Below are 20,712 nucleotides of genomic sequence, written 5' to 3'. Positions count from 1 at the left end.
CAGGTGCTTCCGTGTGTCCGGCCTGTTGATGCGGCTGTTCACACGCCGCTGGCCTGTATGGAGATCGCGGATCGGGTCCAGACCGCTCAGGCGCGCTCGAGGCGCTCGGACATTTCACTGGTTTTCCCGACCCCGTCTTCTGACCGTTGCGCCATACCTCTCGTCTGACCTTCGCCTCCCCGACGCCTCAGGCCCTGGCGGTTAGGCCGCCATGGCCGGAGCTCTGTAGGTTCCTCCGTGCGCCATCAGCGCCCAGACGATCCTCGCCATCTTGTTGGCCAACGCGATGGTGACCAGCATCCGTGGCTTTCGGGCCAGCATGCTCTCCAGCCATGGATTGGCAGGTGCGCGATCGCGGCCCGATACCCTGGCCGCGGAGCTGGCGCCCAGGATCAGCAGCCGTCGCAGACTGCGCTCGCCCATCTTGCTGGTTCGTCCCAGTCGCTCCTTGCCGCCGCTGGAATGCTGCCGTGGCGTGAGGCCGACCCAGGCGGCGAAGTCACGCCCGCGCTTGAAAGTGCTGGCGGCCGGCGCCAGCGCCACCAGCGCGGTGGCGACGACCGGCCCAACGCCAGGGATGGTCATCAGCCGTTTGGCGACCGGATCGCGCTTGGCCCGCGCGGCGATCTCAGCATCCAGCTGAGCGATCTGGCCCTGCAGGGCTTGCAGGCTCTCGGTGATGATGGCCAGCACCGGCCGCGCCTCGGCGGGGCCTGGCAGCGTGCGCCGCGCCTTGCCGGACCACGAAGCCGAACTCGGCCAGATGCCCCCGCAGCGCATTGATCAGCTGGGTGCGCTGCCTGACCAGCAGATCGCGGGTGCGAAACACCACGGCCGAGCCTTGGGCCTGCGCGCTCTTGGGCGTGACGAACCGCATCGTCGGTCGCTGCGCCGCCTCGCAGATGGCTTCTGCGTCGGCCATGTCGTTCTTCTGCCGCTTCACGAACGGCTTCACATAGGCCGGTGGGATCAGGCGGATCTCATGGCCCAAAGCGCCGATCTCACGGGCCCAGTAATGGGCGCTGGCGCAGGCCTCCATCGCCACCAGGCAGCGTGGCTGGCCGGCGAAGAACGCAAGAAGCTGGTCTCGTCGCAACTTCTTGCGGAAAACCACGCCGCCSGCCCGATCAGCGCCATGCGCCTGAAAGACCGACTTGGCCAAGTCGAGCCCGATTGTGATAACTTCTTCCACGGACGCCTCCTTTGCAGTGGTGTTCTCAACACCTCCACTTTGGCACATCGATGCCGTCGGGGGGCGTCCACCCCATCGCGTGATAACTTCTTCCACGGACGCCTCCTTTGCAGTGGTGTTCTCAACACCTCCACTTTGGCACATCGATGCCGTCGGGGGGCGTCCACCCCATCGCTCGCATCGATTGAAGAGCTTGGCCCGGACATCGGCTTCGCGGAGGCCGAGGCCGCCGCCCTGTACGGCCGCGACTATCGCAAGGCGCTGGCCAGCGACGACGGCTTCCAGCGGCTGGACGCGGTGGAGCGGCTGGCCCGCGCCCGCGCGGCGCTGTCGGTCCAGGAGGTTGCGGCGATGGACATGGCCGCCGGCCGGGGCCACGCCCTGGCCGAGATCGTCCGACTAACCGGTCGCGAGACGGCTTTCGTCGAGGCCCTGGTCCTGGCCGCCTGCGCCAAGCTGGCGGCGCACTACGAGGCCGTGGGCGACGCCGACGACGAGGTCGGGCCAGGGCCGCTGAGGCTGCCGGGGCCGTTCCTCTAGCAGGCGAAGACTTCGGCCTTAGGTCGCGCCGCTGCAAGCTTGAGCTTAGGCGCCGCGCAATTTTGGCTAAGGTTCGGTCGTTTCGAGGGGGATGAGAGATGATCATGAAACGTGGTGTCGAGGTGGCGCTGACGATTGGCCTGTTCGGGGTAAGCGCTTGTTCGGGGCGTACGGAGGACAGGCTTCCTGCTCCAGTCAGGGCGGTGGTCGAGCTCACCAAGACCACGAGGGCGGACTACGTCGTCTACAACTGGAATCGGATCGAGCAGACAGGCGGGCCGGTCGAGGAATGGTCTGCGGAGTTCCATTCCGGAACCCTGCACCGGGTCGAGACGCCGCGCGACCGTTGGATCGCCGATTGCGCAACCGGCTCCGGAACAGGCTTGTCACTCGCCACGGGCGAGAAGGTCGTCGGTTCCAAGGTGGCGTTGGCGGCCTGCGGGGTGAACACCAACAAATCCTTTGTCGCGAGCGAATGGCGGGGCGTCGTGAGCACCGCGTTTGGCCCAGCACAACGAATACGCCTGATCGATGCGCACAACGTCAGGACCTACGACGTCATGCAGGACGGCGCGATCGTTCGCACCACTTATGAATTGGTCAACGGTTCACCGTGGTCCCTGACCTATGCCGTCGCGGTCGAGCATGAAAAGCCCGACCCGGCCATGTTCGACGCCGCGTCGCTGGCGCGCAGCTACGTTCCGGACCGCTTCAAAATGGCCCCTGCCCCTAAGACATCGGCTGGGCCGGCGGCGGAGGCTCGGGCAGGGGGGTGAATTCCTGGTCGTCCAGGTCGGGCAGCTTCATGCGCTGGGCCCGCCAGTCGGCCTTGGCCTGCTCGATGCGCGCCTTGGACGAATGGACGAAATTCCACTCGATGAAGCGCGGCCCCACCGGTTCGCCGCCCAGCAGCATGACGGTGGAGGGCTCCAGGGCCTCGAAGGTGATCGTCTCACCCGGCTTGAACACCGCCATCTGGCCGGCGTGCAGCACCTGGCCGGCGGCCTCGACCTTGCCGACCGCGACATAGGCGGCGCGCTCGGGATACTCCGCCGGCAGGCCCGCCTTGGCCCCGGCCGCCAGTTCCCAGTGCACGTAGAACAGCGGCGAGAACACCGGCACCTTGGCCGACGCGCCGAACGCCTTGCCGGCCACCAGGGCGGCCTTCAGCCCGCCGTCCCCATAGACCGGCATCTCGTCGCGCGGATGGTGGGAGAAGCTGGGGGCGATCTCCTCCTGGCCGTCGGGCAGGGCCACCCAGGCCTGGATGCCGTGCATGGCGCCGCCGTGCTCGCGCAGGTGCTCGAAGCGTTCGGAATGGGTGATGCCGCTGCCGGCGGTCATCCAGTTGACCTCGCCGGGCCGGATCTCGACCTGCGAGCCGACGCTGTCGCGGTGGGTGATCTCGCCCTCGAACAGGTAGGTCAGGGTCGACAGGCCGATGTGCGGATGCGGGCGCACGTCGACGTTGCGCGGGAAACCGGGCTCGAACGCGACGGGGCCCATATGGTCGAAGAAGGTGAAGGGCCCCACCATCCGCCGGCTGTGGAACGGCAGCACGCGGCCGACCTCGAAACCGCCGAGGTCCTTGCGGCGCTGGTCGATGACGAGGTCGATCATGGGGGCGGGCTCCAAAGCGGTGGAGCCAGCATTGTGGCGGGACGCAAGCGCCGATTCTAGAAGGAAACGACGGCGCGCGGGACGGGGACAGGCGCATGCGCCTGTCCCCGGCCGCGATCTACCCCAGCGGGCTCACATACGGGCTGACCAGGCCCAGCGGCACGGCCGTGGAGTTCTTGACGCCGCGGATGACGATCCGGCTCTCGATATTGCTGACCAGGCCCAGCGACAGCAGCTTGTCGCGCAGGAACTCGTCGAAGGCGCGCATATCGCGGGTGACGATTCGCAGCTCGTAGTCGGCCGCGCCGGTCACGGTGGCGCACTGCACCACCTCGGCCCACTTGGCCACCGCCTGCTCGAAGACCTCGAGGTTTTCCTTGGTCGGCAGCGACAGCTTGGCGGTGCAATAGACCTCGAAGCCCAGGCCCAGCTTCTCGCGGTCCAGGATCGTGACGCGGCGCTGGATGACGCCCGCGTCCTCCAGCCGCTTGATCCGGCGCCAGCACGGGCTGGACGACAGGCCGACTCGCTCGGCGATCTCGGCGACGGACAGTCCGGCGTCGTGTTGGATGAGATCCAGGATCTTGGCATCCACGGCGTCGAGTTGTTCGGACAAGAATTCCTCCCCCCAGAGGGTGATTGGCGCGCTGATCGTGCGCAAAGCGGCCTTGGGACGGGCACACCTTGGGCAAACAATTTCCCCGTTTCTATAAGATATTGCTGAGCGGGCGAGAAGACCCGGGAGGAATTTTTTTGCTATGCGGCACTCGGAAGTCACGCTCGACGACAAATATCTGCTCGAAGATGGTCGTGCGTTCATCACCGGCGTGCAGGCGCTGATCCGCGTTCTCCTCGACCGAAAGCGCCTGGACACCCGGGCCGGGCTCAACACGGCGGGCTTCCTTTCCGGCTATCGCGGCTCGCCCCTGGGGGGGCTGGACCAGCAGGCCGCCCGCCTGTCCAAGCTGCTCACGGCCCATGACGTCGTCTTCAAGGAAGGCCTGAACGAGGACCTGGCCGCGACGGCGGTCTGGGGCAGCCAGCAGGCCAACCTGTTCCCGGGCGCGACCCACGACGGCGTCTTCGGCATGTGGTATGGCAAGGCGCCGGGCGTGGATCGCACTGGCGATGTCTTCAAGCACGCCAATTTCGCCGGCAGCTTCCCGACCGGCGGCGTGCTGGCCGTGGCCGGCGACGACCACGCCTGCAAGAGCTCGACCCTGCCGTCGCAGTCGGAGTTCGCCTTCCAGGACTTCGAGATGCCCGTGCTGTCGCCGGCCGATGTGCAGGAGGTGCTCGACTACGGCCTGCTGGGCATTTCCATGTCGCGGTTCAGCGGCCTGTGGACCGGCATGATCGCCCTGGCCGACACCATGGACTCGGGCGTGACCATCGACGTCTCCCTGAACCGCCACCGGCTGGTGATCCCCGACTTCCCGATGCCGCCCGGCGGCCTGGGCATCCGGCTGAAGGACCAGCCGATGGAGAAGGAGCGCCGACTTCGCCTGCACAAGATCCCCGCCGCCCTGGCCTTCGCCCGGGCCAACGGGATCGACCGCGTGGTGCTGGGCGCCTCGCACGTGCGGGTCGGCAAGGCGCGTCTGGGCATCGTCTGCCAGGGCCAGGCCTACAAGGATGTGCTGGAAGCCTTCACCGCGATGGGGATGACCCTGCAGGAGGCCGCCGACCTGGGCGTGTCGATCTACAAGGTCGGCATGCCCTGGCCGTTGGAGCCCTTGGGCGTGCGCGCCTTCGCCGCCGGCCTCGAGACCTTGATGGTGATCGAGCACAAGCGCGGCCTGATCGAGCCCCAGGCCCGGGCCGCCCTCTATGACCTGCCGGCCCACGCCCGCCCCCGGATCATCGGCAAGCTGGACGAGCACGGCCATCCGCTGCTGTCGGAACTGGGCTCGCTGTCGGTGGCCGAAATCGCCCTGGCCATCTACGACCGCCTGCCGCCCGGCCCGCACATGGAACGGGCCCAGGCCTATCTGAACCGCGTCTCGGCCGCCGGCGTCGCCGCCGTCAGCCTGGCCGCCGACCAGGCCCGCAAGCCATTCTTCTGCTCGGGCTGCCCGCACAACACCTCGACCAAGCTGCCGGAGGGCAGCCGCGCCCTGGCCGGCATCGGCTGCCACTACATGGCCGGCTTCAACGATCCGATGACCGACCTGAACACCCACATGGGCGGCGAGGGCCTGACCTGGGTGGGGGCCGCGCCGTTCACCACCGAGAAGCACGTCTTCCAGAACCTGGGCGACGGCACCTACAACCACTCCGGTTCGCTCGCGATTCGGGCCGCCGTCGCGGCCGGGGCCAACATCACCTACAAGCTGCTGTTCAACGACGCCGTGGCCATGACCGGTGGTCAGCGGGCCGAGAGCGGCTTCACCCCGGCCCAGATCACCCGCCAGCTGGCCAGCGAGGGCGTAGCCCGGACCGTGATCGTGGTCGACGAGCTGGAACGCTACCAGGGCGTCACCGACCTGGCGCCCGGCGTCGACGTCTTCCCGCGCTCGGAACTGATGAGCGTGCAGAAGATGCTGCGCGACACCCCCGGCACGACGGTGCTGCTTTACGACCAGACCTGCGCCACCGAAAAGCGCCGCCGCCGCAAGCGCGGGACCATGGCCAAGGCCACCAAGCGGGTGTTCATCAACCCGCTGGTCTGCGAGGGCTGCGGCGATTGCTCGATCAAGTCCAACTGCGTGTCGGTGGAGCCGCTGAACACCGAGTTCGGCCGCAAGCGCAAGATCAACCAGTCCAGCTGCAACCAGGATTACAGCTGCGTCGACGGCTTCTGCCCGTCGTTCATCACCCTGGAAGGGGCCGAGAGCGCCAAGGCCAAGAAGGCCCCGGCCCTGACGGTCGACTCCACGCCCCTGCCGGTGTTCGACGACTTCCACGGCGTGCGCCGGATCATCTTCACCGGCGTGGGCGGCACGGGGGTGACCACCGTGGCCTCGATCCTGGCCATGGCCGCCCACGTCGACGGCCGGGCCGGCAGCGTGGTCGACATGACGGGCCTGGCCCAGAAGGGCGGCTCGGTGTTCAGCCACGTCAAGATCGGCGAGACCGAGGAGACGGTGGTCGGTGGCCGGGTGCCCGCCGCCAGCGCCGACGTGTTGATCGCCTGCGACATGCTGGTGGCCGCCTCGCCGGAAGGTCTGTCGCTGTACGCCAAGGACCGCACGGCCGCCTTCGGCAACAGCGACTTCGCTCCCACGGCCGACTTCGTCACTAGCCGCGACGTCCGCTTCGACAGCGGGGCCATGGCCCGGCGGATCAAGGGCGCCACCAAGAGCTTCGACGCCTGCCCGGCCCAGCACCTAGCCGAGACCCAGTTCGGCGACGCCATCTTCGCCAACATGATCATGGTCGGCTTCGCCTGGCAGCGCGGGGTGATCCCGCTGTCCAGCCGCGCGGTCTACCGGGCCATCAAGCTGAACGGCGTCGACTATGAGTCCAACCTGGCCGCCTTCGAGCTGGGCCGCCGCGTGGCGCACGATCCAGCTTCGATGGGGCCGCGCGACGCGGACGTGCCGACGCCGGAAACCATGCCGCTGGCCGAGCTGATCGCCAAGCGCACCGCCGACCTTGTCGCCTACCAGAACGAGGCCTACGCCAAGCGCTACGCGGCCAAGATCGAGAAGGTCGCCCTGGCCGAGGCGGCGAACGGCGGCGGGGAGATCCTGACCCGCGCGGCGGCGGTGAACCTCTACAAGCTGATGGCCTACAAGGACGAGTACGAGGTGGCCCGGCTCTATACCGATGGACGCTTCGCGGCCGAACTGGCCGGGACCTTCAAGGGCGGCAAGGCCAAGGTCTGGCTGGCCCCGCCGATCCTCGCCCCCAAGGACAAGGAAGGCCGGCCGCGCAAGATGGCGTTCGGCGGCTGGATGCTTGACCTCGCCTTCCCGGTCATGGCGAAGCTGAAAGGTCTGCGCGGCGGACCGCTGGATGTGTTCGGCAAGACCGAGGAGCGGCGCATGGAGCGCGGCCTGATCACCGACTACGAGACCACGCTGGACCGCCTGGCCGGCGGCCTGACGCCCGAGCGCCTGCCGTTGGCGGCCCGCATCGCCGCGATCCCGCAAGAGATCCGCGGCTACGGCCACGTCAAGGACGCCTCGGTGGTCAAGGCCAAGGCCCAGGCCGCGACCCTCTGGAGCCAGTGGGAAGGGTAGGAGCCGGGGACACGCCCTTGCGGCGCGTCCCCAAAAGTCTACGCCGCGCCTGAGGAGGGGACACGCCGCAAGGGCGTGTCCCCGTCCGTGAGTTTACCGCTGCACCGTCCCGTCCGCGCGGTCAGGCTTGATCCCCGTGGCGCGGATGTTGGTCACCGACTGCAGGATGCCGAACCAGAACGGCGAGCCGAGCGAGACGGCCAGGCCGGTGATCGCCAGGCCCAGCAGGGTCAGCAAGATCTTCGCCGTCGCGCTCCAGCCGTTGCGATAGGGCGTCTTGCAGGCGGAGGCCGGCCGTTTGCTGGGCGGTAGGGACGACAACGGCTCGTGGACCAGGGCGCAGAGGCCTTCCTGGCTCCAGCCGATCGGCAGCGGCAGGTCCTGGGCCAGGTCGGCGGCGCTCTGGCCTCCGTCGCAGGCGCATTCGGGCGCGGTGGCTTCGTCGCCCTCGGCCGAGGCTGCTGGCGTCGGCGCCGGCGTCGGCGCGGGCGCGGCCAGATTGGCCTCGACGTCGCGCGCCTCGGTGGCGCCCTGGACCGATTGCGAGGCCTGGGCCACCAGGCCGGCCCGCGCCACCGGATCGCGCCACAGGTTGTCGATCAGCTGCAGCGAATTGACGTTGAAGGCCACCGCCACGGCGAAGCCGGCCCAGAAGGTCAGCCGGTGGATCCAGCGCTTGTAGGTGCCGCTGGTGCGGTCCATCGCCCGGTCGAACCAGGTGGCGACGTTCTGCTGGAACACGTCCAGCTTGCCCTCGGCGTCGTCGAGCATCGGCAGCAGGGCGGCCTTCAGGGGCTCGTTGTTCTCGATGCCGGCGACAGCGGTCTTCAGCTGGGCGAAGCTGAGATGGGCTGTTTCGGAAGGCTTCAGCGTCTCGGTCAGGGCCACGGCGAAGGTCTTGCCCGGGATGTACGAGGGGGCGTTCTTCAGCAGCGCCCCGCGCTTGGTGCCGTGGTCCTCGGCCAGGTTGTGCGACTTCAGGGCGTTGATCAGCGGGTGGTTCCACACCGCGCACATCTGGGGCGACCAGTCGCCGGACCGGGTTTCCGACCCGTCGCCGCCCAGCAGGCTCTGCACCCGCTGGAGCAGGAATTCGCTGCGCTTGTTGAGGAAGCTGGAGATGTATTCGTTCAGCGCCGTGACGAACAGGCTGACCAGTAGGTAGACGAAGATCAGCCCGATCGCGACATCGAGCGCGGCGCCGAAGTTCATGATGCCCTTCCCTGGGACGCCGGCCTGACGACCGCCGCGCCCTCAACCTTGTCGGGTAAGGTTTCACAGCTCGCGAAAAAGGGCAATGAAGGCCGCCGACCACTCCATCTGGCGCCGGCCACGAGGCGTGATAGGTTGGGCGTATGAACAAGCCGCCGCCGCCCGCCTCCAGCGTCGTGACCTTGTCGCCCGACGACGCCGCCGATCTGCTGGCGCGGGTTCGGCGTGGCGAGTTCGCCTCGCTGGACGAGGCGGTGGCGGCGGAACTCGCGGAACTGAACTACCGCCGGGCCGCCGAGATCATGGGCGGATCCGACAAGCTTGAGCGCTTCCTCGACGAGCTTGAGGCCGAAGCGATCGATCCCAAGGACTATGTCGACGCGGAAGATTTCTTCGCCGACCTCCGCGCGACCGTGAAGCAGCGCCTGGATACGCCACGCGGGTGAAGCGGCGACCGGTGATTTCCAGATGACCCAAGAGTTCGATTTCGACGCCGTCGTGGTCGGCGCCGGCGCCGTCGGCCTGGCCTGCGGCTACGCCCTGTCCCAGCAAGGCCTGGTCGTGGCCGTGCTGGAGCGCGAAGACCACATCGGCCAGGGCGTGTCGTCGCGCAATTCCGAGGTGATCCACGGCGGGCTCTACTATCCGACCGGTTCGCTGAAGGCGCGGCTCTGCGTCCAGGGCCGGCGGCGGCTGTATGCGTTCCTCGACAAGCATCACATCGACTACAAGAAGTGCGGCAAGCTGGTGGTGGCCACCAGCCAGAGCGAGATCCCGCGACTGGAGGCGATCTACGACCAGGCCCTGGCCAACGAGGTCGAGGGCATGGACCACCTGACCGGCGACCAGGCCCGGGCGCTGGAGCCGGGGCTGAACGCTCACGCCGCGCTGCTGTCGCCGGAAAGCGGCGTGTTCGCCAGCCACGACTATATGCTGGCCCTGCAGGGCGAGATCGAGGCGGCTGGCGGGGCCGTGGTGGTCAAGACCCCGTTCGAGGGCGCGACGCCGCGGGCCGGCGGCGGCTTCACCGTGCGGATCGGCGGGGCCGAGCCCGCCAGCCTGGCGTGCCGCCTGCTGGTCACCGCGCCCGGCCTGTCGGCCCAGGCCGTGGCCGCGACCATCGAGGGCTTCCCCGCCGACCAGATCCCCGCCGCCCACTATGGAAAGGGCGTCTATTTCCGGCTGGCGGCCAAGGCGCCGTTCCAGAGGCTGATTTACCCGCCGCCGATCCATGGCGCCCTGGGCACCCACTATCGCAATGACCTGGGCGGCCAGGCCGTGTTCGGGCCGGACCTGGACTATGTCCCGGCCCCCGACTATTCGGTCGACCCCGCCCGGGCTGCGGCCTTCGCCGACTATATCCGCAAGTTCTGGCCCGACCTGCCCGCCGACCGGCTGGTTCCCGACTATGCCGGGGTGCGGCCCAAGCTGCACGGCCCTGGCGAGCCGCAACCCGACTTCCAGCTGCGCGGCGCCGACAGCCACGGCCTGGAGGGCCTGATGGCGCTGTTCGGCATCGAGAGCCCGGGCCTGACCAGCTCGCTGGCGATCGGCGAGGAGGTGGCGCGGCGCCTGACCGCGTAAGGCTTTGCCACCAACTGGCGTCTCGGGCGTTGCCGTCTTGGGTTTTCAGGAGGGCGCCATGCTGGACGACTTCATCGACAGACTGATCTCGCGGCTGATGGCCGGGGCGGGCCTGATCATGGCCGCCGCAATCGCCGCCGTGGCCGGGGCGATGGCGGTGTTCGCCTTCCTGGCCCAGTGGGTCGGCTCGGCCTGGGCCTACGCCATCGTCGCGATCGTGGCCGCGGTGGTGGTGGCCGTCTGGTCGGTCCTGCACAAGCAGCACCTGGCCAAGACCCGCCAGCCGCCTTTGGACCAGCGCGTGCTGACCATGATGCAGGCCCATCCGACCGCCTCATTCATGGCCGGCATGGCCGCCGCCACCCTGCTGAAGGGCAAGCCCTCGCTGGCGGCGACGCTGTGGGAGGCGAGGAAGGGCAAACCGAAGTAGGGCGGGTTGGCTCACCCACTTGCCCCCACCTGACCGCTGCGCGGTCTGTCCGCCCCCAGAGGGGGCGGAGCCTTCGCGCTTTAGGCTCTTCCCCTATGGGGGAAGACGGCCGAAGGCCCGTAGGGGGCAAGTTCCGAGGGCTATCCCTTCTTCGGCGTCAGCTTCAGCACCCGCCCGTCATCCTCGTCGGTCACCAGGTACAGCGCCCCGTCCGGGCCGACTTTCACGTCGCGGATGCGGACGTTCAACTCCGACAACAGGCGCTCCTCGCCGACCACCTGGTGGTCCTTGACGGTCAGCCGCACCAGGTAGCCCTTGAGGCCGCCAACGAACAGACTGCCCTTCCAGGCGGGAAACAGGCTTCCGTCATAGAAGGCCAGACCGGAGGGCGCGATCACCGGGTCCCAGTAGTAGATCGGCTGCTCCATGCCCGCGTGCTGGGTGATCCCCTCGCCGATCGGCTTGCCCGAATATTCCTCGCCATAGGTGATGGTCGGCCAGCCGTAGTCCTTGCCGGCCTTGGGGGTGTTGATCTCGTCGCCGCCCTTGGCGCCATGTTCGACGGTCCACAGCTCGCCGGTCCAGGGATTGATCGTCGCGCCCTGGACGTTGCGGTGCCCCTTGGACCAGATCTCAGGCTTGGCCTGCGGATTGCCGACATAGGGGTTGTCGGCCGGGATCGAGCCGTCGGGCCGGATGCGGACGACCTTGCCCAGGGCCGCATCCAGGTTCTGGGCCTGCATCCGGCCTGGAAGGAAAGAGCGCTCGCCGGTGGTGACGAACAGCGCCCCGTCGCGGGCGAAGGCCAGGCGGCCGCCGAAGTGCAGGGCCGAGTCCATGGTTGGCAGCTGCCGCCAGATCACCTGGACGTTCTCCAGCCGAGGCGCCGCGCCCAGCACCAGCTTGCCGCGCGCCGCGGTCGTGCCGTTGCCGCCGTCGCGGGGCTCGGCATAGGTCCAGTAGATCAAGCCATTCTTGGCGTAGTCGGGGTCCAGCGCCACGTCCAGCAGGCCGCCCTGACCCTCGGCGAACACCGCCGGCAGGCCGGCGACGGCGGGCGACAGCTTGCCGTCGGCACCGAGGATCCGCAGGCGGCCGGCCCGCTCGGTGACCAGCTTGGCGCCGTCCGGCAGGAAGGCCAGGCTCCAGGGATGGTCGAGGCCCGCGGTCAGGGTCTCGACCTGGTAGGCCACGCCCAGCTTCTCCTCCGGCGCCCGGGTCTGCTGCGGGAAGGCCGGCTTCTGGTCGGGGGCGTTGGGCGGGCCGGTCTCGACCGGCGGGTTCGGCAGGGCCTGCACCGTGTTGGCGGGGCCGCACGCCGACAGGACCAGCGCGGCGAGGGCGAGATGGCGAAGACGCATAGGGAACTGTCCGATTGGGGAGGGGCGACGCCGACGTTGTCATTCCGGGGCCGGGTTGTCATCCCGGACCAGCGTGTGGCGCGCCGTTGACTCAAGCCTGTCCCCCCACCAAGGTCCGGCCTCGCCACAGACGGAGCCCGCCTTGACCGCCATCCTGCACGCCATGCTGGGCAAGGGTTTGGGCGGCCTGGAGCAGGTGTTCCTCGACTATCAACCGATCCTGGAGGCCTACGCCGCCGCGGATGGCGGCGCGGCGACGGGGGTGGTGCGGACCGGGGGCAAGGTCGCCGCCCAGCAGGCCGGCCGCGTCCCGCCGCTGACCACCATGCCGGCCTATACCGACTGGGACCCGCTGACCCTGGGCGCGGCCCGCGGGATCGTCCAGACCGCCGCGCCCGACCTGATCCTCAGCCACGGCCAGAGACCGGCCAGGCTGATGGCCAGGGTCGCCCCGCCCGGAGCCGTGCTGGCGGTCTGCGTGCACAAGCCGGCCTTCGACGTCGAGACGTCCAGTCCGCACTTCGCCCGCACCCACTATGTCTGCGTCGGCCGGCACTTGGCCGAGCTGGCGGTCGAGCGCGGCGTCCCGGCCCAGCGGGTGCACCTGGTGCCCAACGCCGTGAAGCCGCCAGCCGTCCAGGCCGCGCCGTTCGGCCAGGCCGGCCGCCCGCCGCGCATCGTCGCCGCCGGCCGCCTGCATCCCAAGAAGGGGTTCGACGTGCTGGTCGCCGCCCTGGCCCTGCTGCGCGACCAGGACCAGGCCTTCGACTGCGAGATCGCCGGCGAGGGCGACGAGCGCCCCAGGCTGGAGGGACTGATCGCCCAGCAGGGCCTGCAGGATCGCGTGCGCCTGGTCGGCTGGCGCGGCGATGTCCCGGCCTTCCTGGCCACGGGCGACGTCTTCGCCTTCCCATCCTACCAGGAAGGGTTCCCGCTGGTGCTGCTGGAGGCCATGGCCGTCGGCCTGCCGGCCGTGTCGAGCGCCATCCCGGGGCCCGTGGAGATGATCCAGGACGGCGTCGACGGCGCCCTGGTCGCGCCCGGCGACCCCGCCGCCCTGGCGCGCGCCCTGGCCAGCCTGGTCGCCGCGCCGGAAAAGGCCGTCGCCCTGGGCGCCGCCGCCCGCGCCAAGGTGCTGGCCGATTACGGCCCGACCAGCCTGAAGCGGCGTCTGGACGCGGTGCTCGATCGGATGCTCGGACGGGCTTGAAGCCGCCCCCGCTTTGCGCTTATAAGCCCGCCTCCGCTTCGTGCGGCTGGGTAGCTCAGATGGTTAGAGCGGTGGATTCATAACCCACAGGTCGGCGGTTCGATCCCGCCCCCAGCCACCACGCGGTTTCCGGCCGAGACGCCGGACTTACCGTTCTTCCGAACCTAGCTCACCGGCTGCTGCAGGCCGTACCACTGCTCGACCTTCGCGACCATTTCCGCTGACAGGCCATGGCCCTTGGCGTCGAAGTCGGCGGCTTCGAACCTTTGGTTGCCGCCGCCTTCGATCCGGGCGGCGGCGGCGACGAGCAGGTCGCTTCCGACGCGCTTGTCATGCCGGCCATAGACCATCAGGCCGGGCTTGGCGGCGATCGACGGCGTGCCGGGCTGGCAACGGCTGTTGGACTGCCAGCGGAACTCGTCCAGGCGCGACAGGTCGGTGACCGGGGAAATCGCCGCCCAGCCGTCGACGGTCGGGTCCTGGGCGGCGAGCATGGCGTGATAGCCGCCGTAGCTGATCCCCACCGTGTATTCCTTCGCCGCGCCATAGCGCTGGGAAATGTTTCGTTCGAAGGCGGAAAACCAGGCGCTGAACGCCTGGCAGTAGGCCGCGCCGCCGTCGGCGTAGAAGGCTTGTCGAGCCCTCGGCAGGCGAACGACCACCACCTGCGATCCGTCCTCCTGCAAGGCGTCGACCAGGGCTTGGCGGTCCGGGCTCTGCCAATAGCCGTCCAGGCCGGGCAGGCCATGGAAGAGGTAGACGCGCTTGCCGAAGTTCCGGCCGATCACGCGGTCCGCCTGGGCGAAGGTCGGGACGACGGGCTTGGCGGGCAGGGCGGCCGCGCTCTCGGCCAGCCGCCAGATATGCGAGGTGGCGGCGCGTCGTTGCACGGTCGGAAGGACCATGGCCAGGCCAAAGGACAGCACGCCCGTGAGGGCGATGAGATAGCGCTTCTTCATTCCTGGAGTCCCCCGACCCGCCGTGACTTTTATGATTTTCGGCGAACTCTCGCCGCAAGCGTTACTGTGGTTCGAACTACCTCTTAGGGAGATCGCCGTGAAGGTCCATGCGACCGCTCGTCGCGGCTGCATTCCCTTCGACGGCTCGACCTACGGGACGCGGTTTTCGCCGATCCCGGCTGTTATGGCTAGCGCATAGCTTAATCTCGACAATTCGATTCGCCTATGTCGCGAGTAATCCGATCTGGCGATTGGGGAAACTTCCGGAGTCCTGGAGCTTCGCGACCTGCCTCCACGCAGGTCGCAGCGAGACGAGATGGCCGTCCTGCGGCCGGCGACGTTCGCCACGGTGCTTTTTTCGACGGGACGCTGTCGGATCGGCCCGCCTCCGATCGTCCTCGGTACGATCAAGGCGCCCATCCCATGCTCTACGCCATTCTCTGCTACAATTTCGAGGACGTGGTCGGCGCCTGGAGTCCGGCCGAGGACGCCGCGGTGATGGCCCGGCTGGGCGCGGTCGAGGCCGGCCTGACCGCCGCCGAGCGGATGGGCGCGGTGGCCCGGCTATTGCCGACCACCGCCGCCGTCACCCTGCGCAAGGGCCGCGATCTGCTCGTGATCGACGGTCCGTTCGCCGAGACCAAGGAGCAGCTGCTGGGCTTCTACGTCGTCGATTGCGCCGACCTGGAGGCGGCCATCGCCGTGGCCCGCGACCTGGCCGTGGCCAATCCGGACCGGGGCGCCTATGAAATCCGGCCGCTGGCCGTCTATCGTCCGGGAAGCCTGGACGGCGCGCCGCGCCAGGTTGGCGGGCGCAAAGCCCATGTCAGGGGAGCCGGGGCATGACCATCGCCAATATCGACGCGGCTTGGATCGACGCCGCCCTGACCGCCGCGCGGCCTCAGGCCGTGGCGGCCCTGCTGCGCTATTTCCGCGACCTGGACACCGCCGAGGAGGCGTTCCAGGACGCCTGCCTGCGGGCCCTGAAGGCCTGGCCCAAGAACGGCCCGCCGCGCGACCCGACCGCTTGGCTGATCCTGGTCGGCCGCAACGCCGCCCTGGACGGGGTGCGCAAGCAGAGCAAGTCGTCGCCCCTTCCGCCCGAGGAGTTGATCTCCGACCTGGAGGACGCCGAGGCGACCCTGGTCGACCGGCTGGACGGGGAGCACTATCGCGACGACGTGCTGCGGCTGCTGTTCATCTGCTGTCACCCGGACCTGCCGGCCACCCAGCAGGTGGCCGTGGCCCTGCGCATCGTCTCAGGTCTCTCGGTGCGCCAGATCGCCCGCGCCTTCCTGGTCGGCGAGTCGGCGATGGAGCAGCGGATCACCCGCGCCAAGGCCCGGATCGGGGCGGCCGACGTGCCGTTCGGCGCGCCCGGCGTCGAGGAGCGGGCCGAGCGCCTGAACGCCGTGGCGGCCATGGTCTACCTGGTGTTCAACGAGGGTTATTCGGCCGGCGGCCAGGAGCTGCTGACCCGCGGCGCGCTGTGCGACGAGGCCATCCGCCTGGCCCGCCTGCTGCTGCGGCTGTTCCCCGGCGAGCCGGAGATCATGGGCCTGACCGCCCTGCTGCTGCTGCAGCACGCCCGGGCGCCGGCCCGGTTCGACGCCGACGGGGCGGTGGTGCTGCTGGAGGACCAGGATCGCGGCCTATGGAACGGGCGGATGATCGCCGAGGGCCTGGCCCTGATCGACAAGGCCGTGCGCCATCGCCGGCCCGGGTCCTACCTGGTCCAGGCCGCCATCGCCGCCGAACACGACCGCGCCGAGCGTCCCGAGGACACCAACTGGGCGCGGATCGACCTGCTGTACGGCGACCTGGAGCAGCTGGCGCCGTCGCCGGTGGTGACCCTGAACCGGGCCGTGGCGGTGGCGAAGGTCGCCGGACCCGAAGCGGCCCTGGAGATGATCGAACCCCTGGCTCCCAAGCTGTCGGGCTATTTCCACTTCTTCGGCCTGCGCGGCGGGCTGTTGCTGCAGCTGGGGCGGAAGGACGAGGCGCGCGTCGCCTTCGACCAGGCCATCGCCCTGGCCAACACCGCCGCCGAGGCCGCCCACATCCGCCTGCACCTGGACCGGCTGATGAAGGAGTCCGTCGGCGGCTGATTTCCGCGAAAAAGTTCGCGGGCCGTGTCGGGACGGCGACGCGCCGTTCGTCCTCTGGTCGAACCGATGAACGGGAGACCGCCATGACCCCCGCCGACAATGACGAAGCCGCAATCCGCCTCGCGATCGAGGCGTGGACCCGGGGACTGCACGACAAGGACGTCCGGGGGACGACCGCTGTCCTCGCCGACGACTTCGTGCGCTATTCACTGGCCCCGCCGCTGCGCTCGACGGGGCCGAACCCCGTCGGCCTCCAGGCCTGGTTCGACACCTGGTCCGGCCCAATCGGCTACGACTTGGCCGCGCTGGACATCGCGGCGGCGGGCGACGTGGCCTTCGCCCACGGCCTGGCCCACTTGACCGGGACGAAGACGGACGGCGCAGTCACCGACCTGTGGTTTCGCTACACCCTGGGCCTGCGCCAGCGCGGCGAGGCCTGGAAGATCGTCCATGCCCACGAGTCCGTACCGTTCCTGATGGACGGCAGCTTCAAGGCCGCCATCGACCTGAAGCCCTGACTTCAACTAGCGAAGAGAGAACGACCATGACCGACGCCCAACACCAGATGCCCCCGCTGCCCGCCGTCTCCGGCGGCATCGTGCCCTACCTGTCGCCGAGTAACGCCAGCGAGGCGGCCGATTTCTATATCAAGGCCTTCGGCGCCCAGGACCTGTACCGCATCCCGCCCGACGAGCAGGGCCGGACCATGCACATCCACCTGCTGATCAACGGCAATTCCCTGATGCTCAGCGACTTCTATCCCGAGCACGGTTATCCGCCGGAAAAGCCGGGCGCCTTTACCCTGCATCTGCAGGTCGACGACGTGGACACCTGGTTCGAGCGCGCCGCGGCGGCCGGCTGCGAGGTTGTCCTGCCGGTGCAGCTGATGTTCTGGGGCGACCGCTACGGCCAGGTTCGCGACCCCTACGGCTTCCTGTGGTCGATCGCCACCACGCCCAGGGCCTGAAACCCGGCCTTGCCGCCCTGAAAGCCGAAGTCGAGAAATAGGGGCGATCCTGGCGGGGGCTCAGACCTCCGCCAGGATCAGCACCATCACCCCGTCGGCCGCCCCGTCGTGCAGGATGGGGGCCAGGGACAGCTCGACCGGGCGCTCTTCCCCTGCCCGGACCAGCAAGGCGGTCTCGACGCGGACGGCCGGGCCGCCCTGCAGGACTTTCTCCAGCGCCTGGCTCAAGGCGCGACGATCGGACGGGCGGACGATGTCGGTCAGCCGGCAGTCCAGCAGCTCGGCGCCGGAAAACCCCGTCAGGCGTAGGAAGTCCTCGTCCATCTCGGCCAGCACGCCGCGGATGTTCAGCCGCGCCACGGCCAGGCGGGGTTGGGCGGCCGTCGCCGTTTGCATGGCCCGGGCGTGACGCAGACGACCGCGCAGGCTGTGCTCCTCGGTGCGGTTGGCGAACAGGGCCGCGACGCCGCCCGGATAGGGGAAGACGCGCACGCCATAGCAGCGGCCTGGCTGGACCGTGGAATCGGCCTCGAACTCGACCGCTTCGCCGGTGCGCAGCACCCGGCGCATCTGCTCGGCGATCACCGCCTGGGTGGGCCGGGGGAACAGGTCGCTCCAACTGGCCCCGACCAGCTGGCCGGCGCTGCGCCCGGCCAGGGCCTCGAACACGGGATTGACCTTGGTGACGCGCAGTGTCGGATCCAGCGCGATGAAGCCCTCGGCCATCTGCTCGAGCAGGGCTTCGCGACTGGTTTCGGCGACATGGTCTTCCAGGCTTCCGCTCGCCGTCGGCAGATTGTTCCAGCTGGCGTAGCGGTCCGCCGACAGCAGCACCACGCGCGGACGGCCGTGGTGGGTGATGATGACCGGGCCGGTCAAGGCGACGTCCTGCCACTGGCCGAAATTCCGGCTGACTTCGCCGGCGGTGGCGTGCGTGGCGGGAGAGTCGTTGGTCATGGCCGCTCCACAAAATACGGAGAATCAATCATCTCCGTCTTGCCCGTGAATCCGCTTGGCCGAGATGCTCTAGTCCTTGTCAAGCTACCATCGTGGCAGTTGAGCGACAATTGATCGCGACATCCTTCAGGCGAGACAGGCTGTCGCCGTAAAATACGTATTTTACGGACTACTCAGATAAACTTGGCCGCATCCACGCCTGGGCGATCCTGCTTGCGCAATCTTCGCAAGAAGGACTCGAGCGATGCGGCAGACCAATCAGGCGATCATAACAGACCGACGCTTCCGGCGCGATCAAAGCGGCGCGACAGCGGTGGAGTTCGCCTTCCTGGCCCCGGTGCTGATCTTCATGCTGATGGGCATCACCGGCTATGGCGGCTATTTCTGGATGTCGCATTCGGTCCAGCAGTTGGCCAATGACGCCGCGCGGGCGGCGATCCCGGGATCCACCGCCGCCGAGCGGGCCAGCCTGGCCAAGGCGGCCGTCGCCGCCAGCGCCGGCGACGCCGAGTTGGTCCCGGCCAAGCTGTCGACCGAGGTGATCGACCGTGACGGACGGCTGACCGTGGCGGTGTCCTACGACGCGGCCCAGTCCTTCGCCTTCGCGGTGCGCGGGGTGACTCCCATGCCGTCGGACCAGATTCGCCGCCGGGCCTCGGTGCAGCTGGGAGGCTATTGAGGCCGATGCGAGCTTTGCCAAGAGCGGGCTTCCGGCGGGACCGGCGGGGCGGGGTCGCGGTGATCACCGCCATGTCCCTGACGCTGATCCTGGCCCTGGCGGCCCTGGCGGTCGACATGGGCTGGGTCTATCTGCAGAGCCGCCGGCTGCAAGGCGTCGCCGATCTGGCGGCGATCACGGCGGCCAACGACATCGGCCGCGCCCAGGTCGCCGCCCAGGCGACCGTGACGGCCAACGGCGACGGCTGGCGCACGCCGCCGCAGACGACGGTGACGCTGGGACGCTATACGGGCGACGCCGCCGTCCCGGTGAAGGCGCGCTTCCAGGCAACCGCGCAGGATCCCGACGCGGTCAAGGTCTCGGTCGCCAGCGAGGCCGAGCTCTTCTTCGGAGCGGCGCTGCTGGACCGCCCGTCCGTGCCGATCCGCCGCGAGGCCACCGCCGCCCGCGCCGACTTGGCCAGCTTTTCGATCGGCTCGCGCCTGGCCAGTCTGAAGGGCGGCCTGGCCAACGCGCTGCTCGGCGACCTGACCGGCAGCCAGGTCAATCTGTCGGTGATGGACTATGACGCGCTGGCCCAGGCTGACGTCAGTCTGTTCAGCTATCTCGACGCGGTTTCCACCCGGCTGGACCTGAAGGGGCCGACCTACGATCAGGTGCTGCAGGCCGACCTGACGACCGGCAAGGCGCTGCAGGCCCTGGCTGACACGCTGTCGGCCAGCGGAGAGAGTCAGGCCGCTTCGGCGACTCGGACGCTGGCCCTGGCGGCCGGCGACCGCACGCCGGCCCATCTGGACGCTCTGGCGTCGCTGGGACCCTATGGCGGCCAGGACCACGTGTCCGGCGGCTCCGCGGCCACGGTGGCTCTGAGCGCCATGGACCTGGCCCAGGCGCTCCTGCAGGCCGGCGCGGGCGATCGCCAGCTGAAGCTGGACCTCGGCGCCACCGTCCCGGGCCTGGCTGACACAGACGTCTGGCTGGCGATCGGCGAGCCGATGAACAACGCGCCCTACATGACCGTCACCCAGGACAAGACTGTGGTCGTGCGCACCAGCCAGGCGCGGATCTATGTCGACGCCAAGCTGCTCGGATCAGGTCTGTTGGGCGGCCTGGCCCAGGTGCATCTACCCGTGCTGGTCGAACTGGCGTCAGGCGAGGCGCGGCTCAAGGAGATCGACTGCGGGCGCAAGGCCGCCACCCTGGAGGTCAAGCCCAGCATCGGGTCGCTGAAGATCGGCGACATCGACCTGGCGGCGCTGGACGACTTCAAACGGCCGCTGACCGTCAATCGCGCCAAGCTGGTCAAGGCGCCCCTGTTCGGGGTGAGCGGCAAGTCCGACGTGGCGCTGGGCGGCGCGTCCTGGCAGGCGGTGTCGTTCACCGCCGCCGAGGTGAAGACCGGCGCCGTCAAGACCGTGAAGACCAACGACACCCTGGCCGCGGCGAGCGCCTCGCTGCTGACCAATCTGAACCTGGATGTCGATTTCGTCAGTCTGATCCACCTGGGCCTCGGGGAGGCGGCCATTCTGGCGGCGCTGAAACCGCAGCTGGAGGCGGCGACGACGCCGCTGGACGGGGTGATCACCTCCCTGACCGAGCTTCTGGGTCTCGGCGTCGGTGAAGCCGACGTGCGGGTCAACGGCCTCAGATGCGGCGTCGCCGCCCTGGTCGCCTGATGGATGCGATACCTATGATCGGAGCGAAAC

The 20,712-nt window shown here is 69.0% G+C and carries 19 protein-coding genes, 1 tRNA gene and 1 pseudogene; 14 read left to right on the top strand and 7 right to left on the bottom strand.

Annotated elements, in window-relative coordinates; translation table 11 throughout:
• Positions 1–201: 201 nt before the first annotated feature.
• Positions 202–1,192 (bottom strand): annotated as a pseudogene (locus ASD47_RS06315) (IS110 family transposase).
• A 135-nt stretch (positions 1,193–1,327) separates the two neighbouring features.
• Here ASD47_RS06315 and ASD47_RS06310 point away from each other — a divergent pair.
• The gene (locus tag ASD47_RS06310) at positions 1,328–1,732 is read left to right on the top strand and encodes a hypothetical protein (RefSeq protein WP_082564492.1); all 405 of its coding nucleotides are present in this window, start codon (positions 1,328–1,330) and stop codon (positions 1,730–1,732) included.
• A gap of 104 nt (positions 1,733–1,836) precedes the next feature.
• A complete protein-coding gene (locus ASD47_RS06305) occupies positions 1,837–2,508 on the top strand; it encodes a hypothetical protein (RefSeq protein WP_156402133.1) in 672 nt (223 codons plus the stop codon).
• On the opposite strand, the gene ASD47_RS06300 is transcribed toward ASD47_RS06305, so the two are convergent.
• Both ASD47_RS06300 and ASD47_RS06295 read right to left on the bottom strand, forming a co-directional pair.
• Positions 2,462–3,352 carry a pirin family protein gene (locus tag ASD47_RS06300; protein WP_056753160.1) on the bottom strand — a complete coding sequence of 297 codons (891 nt, stop codon included), beginning with the start codon at positions 3,350–3,352 and terminating at the stop codon, positions 2,462–2,464. The genes ASD47_RS06305 and ASD47_RS06300 overlap by 47 nt on opposite strands.
• Before the next feature lie 118 nt (positions 3,353–3,470).
• Positions 3,471–3,968 (bottom strand): Lrp/AsnC family transcriptional regulator, encoded by a 498-nt coding sequence (locus ASD47_RS06295; RefSeq protein WP_029589380.1) that lies wholly within the window; start codon positions 3,966–3,968, stop codon positions 3,471–3,473.
• 142 nt (positions 3,969–4,110) lie between these two features.
• Between ASD47_RS06295 and ASD47_RS06290 the strand changes: the two genes are divergently transcribed.
• Positions 4,111–7,539 carry an indolepyruvate ferredoxin oxidoreductase family protein gene (locus tag ASD47_RS06290; protein ID WP_056753158.1) on the top strand — a complete coding sequence of 1,143 codons (3,429 nt, stop codon included), beginning with the start codon at positions 4,111–4,113 and terminating at the stop codon, positions 7,537–7,539.
• 93 nt (positions 7,540–7,632) lie between these two features.
• Here the strand turns inward: ASD47_RS06290 and ASD47_RS06285 are convergent, their stop codons facing one another.
• Positions 7,633–8,751 (bottom strand): hypothetical protein, encoded by a 1,119-nt coding sequence (locus ASD47_RS06285; protein ID WP_056753156.1) that lies wholly within the window; start codon positions 8,749–8,751, stop codon positions 7,633–7,635.
• A 143-nt stretch (positions 8,752–8,894) separates the two neighbouring features.
• Here ASD47_RS06285 and ASD47_RS06280 point away from each other — a divergent pair, with 143 nt between their 5' ends.
• The 3 genes from ASD47_RS06280 to ASD47_RS06270 are packed head-to-tail and all read left to right on the top strand — an operon-like array spanning position 8,895 to position 10,765.
• Positions 8,895–9,197, top strand: a complete 303-nt coding sequence (locus ASD47_RS06280) for a hypothetical protein (protein ID WP_056753153.1) — start codon at positions 8,895–8,897, stop codon at positions 9,195–9,197.
• 22 nt (positions 9,198–9,219) lie between these two features.
• Entirely contained in the window at positions 9,220–10,335 is a 1,116-nt protein-coding gene (locus tag ASD47_RS06275; RefSeq protein WP_056753150.1) for an NAD(P)/FAD-dependent oxidoreductase, read from the top strand.
• 58 nt (positions 10,336–10,393) lie between these two features.
• Positions 10,394–10,765 (top strand): hypothetical protein, encoded by a 372-nt coding sequence (locus tag ASD47_RS06270; RefSeq protein WP_056753146.1) that lies wholly within the window; start codon positions 10,394–10,396, stop codon positions 10,763–10,765.
• A 140-nt stretch (positions 10,766–10,905) separates the two neighbouring features.
• On the opposite strand, the gene ASD47_RS06265 is transcribed toward ASD47_RS06270, so the two are convergent.
• Positions 10,906–12,126 carry a PQQ-dependent sugar dehydrogenase gene (locus ASD47_RS06265; protein WP_056753144.1) on the bottom strand — a complete coding sequence of 407 codons (1,221 nt, stop codon included), beginning with the start codon at positions 12,124–12,126 and terminating at the stop codon, positions 10,906–10,908.
• A 142-nt stretch (positions 12,127–12,268) separates the two neighbouring features.
• Here ASD47_RS06265 and ASD47_RS06260 point away from each other — a divergent pair, with 142 nt between their 5' ends.
• On the top strand, positions 12,269–13,336 hold the full coding sequence (locus ASD47_RS06260) for a glycosyltransferase (RefSeq protein WP_056753140.1): 1,068 nt from the start codon (positions 12,269–12,271) through the stop codon (positions 13,334–13,336).
• Positions 13,337–13,380: 44 nt separating this feature from the next.
• Positions 13,381–13,457, top strand: a tRNA-Met gene (locus ASD47_RS06255).
• A 43-nt stretch (positions 13,458–13,500) separates the two neighbouring features.
• Here the strand turns inward: ASD47_RS06255 and ASD47_RS06250 are convergent.
• Positions 13,501–14,295, bottom strand: a complete 795-nt coding sequence (locus tag ASD47_RS06250) for a hypothetical protein (protein ID WP_056753137.1) — start codon at positions 14,293–14,295, stop codon at positions 13,501–13,503.
• Positions 14,296–14,718: 423 nt separating this feature from the next.
• Here ASD47_RS06250 and ASD47_RS06245 point away from each other — a divergent pair, with 423 nt between their 5' ends.
• From ASD47_RS06245 to ASD47_RS06230, 4 genes are all read left to right on the top strand, one after another.
• Complete coding sequence (locus ASD47_RS06245; protein ID WP_056753135.1) at positions 14,719–15,141, top strand: YciI family protein; 423 nt, start codon at positions 14,719–14,721, stop codon at positions 15,139–15,141.
• The gene (locus ASD47_RS06240; protein WP_056753134.1) at positions 15,138–16,403 is read left to right on the top strand and encodes an RNA polymerase sigma factor; all 1,266 of its coding nucleotides are present in this window, start codon (positions 15,138–15,140) and stop codon (positions 16,401–16,403) included. The genes ASD47_RS06245 and ASD47_RS06240 overlap by 4 nt, the downstream gene beginning before the upstream one ends.
• 83 nt (positions 16,404–16,486) lie before the next feature.
• Entirely contained in the window at positions 16,487–16,921 is a 435-nt protein-coding gene (locus ASD47_RS06235) for a nuclear transport factor 2 family protein (RefSeq protein WP_056753132.1), read from the top strand.
• Positions 16,922–16,947: 26 nt separating this feature from the next.
• Positions 16,948–17,370, top strand: coding sequence for a glyoxalase/bleomycin resistance/extradiol dioxygenase family protein (locus ASD47_RS06230; RefSeq protein WP_056753129.1), 423 nt, complete (start codon positions 16,948–16,950; stop codon positions 17,368–17,370).
• A gap of 60 nt (positions 17,371–17,430) precedes the next feature.
• Here ASD47_RS06230 and ASD47_RS06225 read toward each other — a convergent pair whose 3' ends face one another.
• Positions 17,431–18,327, bottom strand: coding sequence for a type II toxin-antitoxin system prevent-host-death family antitoxin (locus ASD47_RS06225; RefSeq protein WP_056753126.1), 897 nt, complete (start codon positions 18,325–18,327; stop codon positions 17,431–17,433).
• A 244-nt stretch (positions 18,328–18,571) separates the two neighbouring features.
• On the opposite strand from ASD47_RS06225, the gene ASD47_RS06220 reads away from it, so the two are divergent.
• Complete coding sequence (locus ASD47_RS06220) at positions 18,572–19,006, top strand: TadE/TadG family type IV pilus assembly protein (protein WP_056753122.1); 435 nt, start codon at positions 18,572–18,574, stop codon at positions 19,004–19,006.
• A 5-nt stretch (positions 19,007–19,011) separates the two neighbouring features.
• Positions 19,012–20,682 carry a pilus assembly protein TadG-related protein gene (locus ASD47_RS06215; RefSeq protein WP_255355501.1) on the top strand — a complete coding sequence of 557 codons (1,671 nt, stop codon included), beginning with the start codon at positions 19,012–19,014 and terminating at the stop codon, positions 20,680–20,682.
• Positions 20,683–20,712: the final 30 nt, after the last annotated feature.

The sequence above is a fragment of the Caulobacter sp. Root1472 genome, from assembly GCF_001426985.1.
GTDB classification, from domain to species: domain Bacteria; phylum Pseudomonadota; class Alphaproteobacteria; order Caulobacterales; family Caulobacteraceae; genus Caulobacter; species Caulobacter rhizosphaerae.
The sequence above is the reverse complement of the archived record's forward strand: the minus strand, read 5'-3'. Positions and strand labels throughout refer to the sequence as shown.

What these genes read in the sequence shown, in the direction of transcription:
- ASD47_RS06305 (WP_156402133.1), top strand. Translation starts at nt 1,837, where the DNA reads ATGAAACGTGGTGTCGAGGTGGCGCTGACGATTGGCCTGTTCGGGGTA.
- ASD47_RS06300 (WP_056753160.1), bottom strand. Translation starts at nt 3,352, where the DNA reads ATGATCGACCTCGTCATCGACCAGCGCCGCAAGGACCTCGGCGGTTTC.
- ASD47_RS06290 (WP_056753158.1), top strand. Translation starts at nt 4,111, where the DNA reads ATGCGGCACTCGGAAGTCACGCTCGACGACAAATATCTGCTCGAAGAT.
- ASD47_RS06285 (WP_056753156.1), bottom strand. Translation starts at nt 8,751, where the DNA reads ATGAACTTCGGCGCCGCGCTCGATGTCGCGATCGGGCTGATCTTCGTC.
- ASD47_RS06280 (WP_056753153.1), top strand. Translation starts at nt 8,895, where the DNA reads ATGAACAAGCCGCCGCCGCCCGCCTCCAGCGTCGTGACCTTGTCGCCC.
- ASD47_RS06275 (WP_056753150.1), top strand. Translation starts at nt 9,220, where the DNA reads ATGACCCAAGAGTTCGATTTCGACGCCGTCGTGGTCGGCGCCGGCGCC.
- ASD47_RS06270 (WP_056753146.1), top strand. Translation starts at nt 10,394, where the DNA reads ATGCTGGACGACTTCATCGACAGACTGATCTCGCGGCTGATGGCCGGG.
- ASD47_RS06265 (WP_056753144.1), bottom strand. Translation starts at nt 12,126, where the DNA reads ATGCGTCTTCGCCATCTCGCCCTCGCCGCGCTGGTCCTGTCGGCGTGC.
- ASD47_RS06250 (WP_056753137.1), bottom strand. Translation starts at nt 14,295, where the DNA reads ATGAAGAAGCGCTATCTCATCGCCCTCACGGGCGTGCTGTCCTTTGGC.
- ASD47_RS06245 (WP_056753135.1), top strand. Translation starts at nt 14,719, where the DNA reads ATGCTCTACGCCATTCTCTGCTACAATTTCGAGGACGTGGTCGGCGCC.
- ASD47_RS06240 (WP_056753134.1), top strand. Translation starts at nt 15,138, where the DNA reads ATGACCATCGCCAATATCGACGCGGCTTGGATCGACGCCGCCCTGACC.
- ASD47_RS06235 (WP_056753132.1), top strand. Translation starts at nt 16,487, where the DNA reads ATGACCCCCGCCGACAATGACGAAGCCGCAATCCGCCTCGCGATCGAG.
- ASD47_RS06230 (WP_056753129.1), top strand. Translation starts at nt 16,948, where the DNA reads ATGACCGACGCCCAACACCAGATGCCCCCGCTGCCCGCCGTCTCCGGC.
- ASD47_RS06225 (WP_056753126.1), bottom strand. Translation starts at nt 18,327, where the DNA reads ATGACCAACGACTCTCCCGCCACGCACGCCACCGCCGGCGAAGTCAGC.
- ASD47_RS06220 (WP_056753122.1), top strand. Translation starts at nt 18,572, where the DNA reads ATGCGGCAGACCAATCAGGCGATCATAACAGACCGACGCTTCCGGCGC.
- ASD47_RS06215 (WP_255355501.1), top strand. Translation starts at nt 19,012, where the DNA reads ATGCGAGCTTTGCCAAGAGCGGGCTTCCGGCGGGACCGGCGGGGCGGG.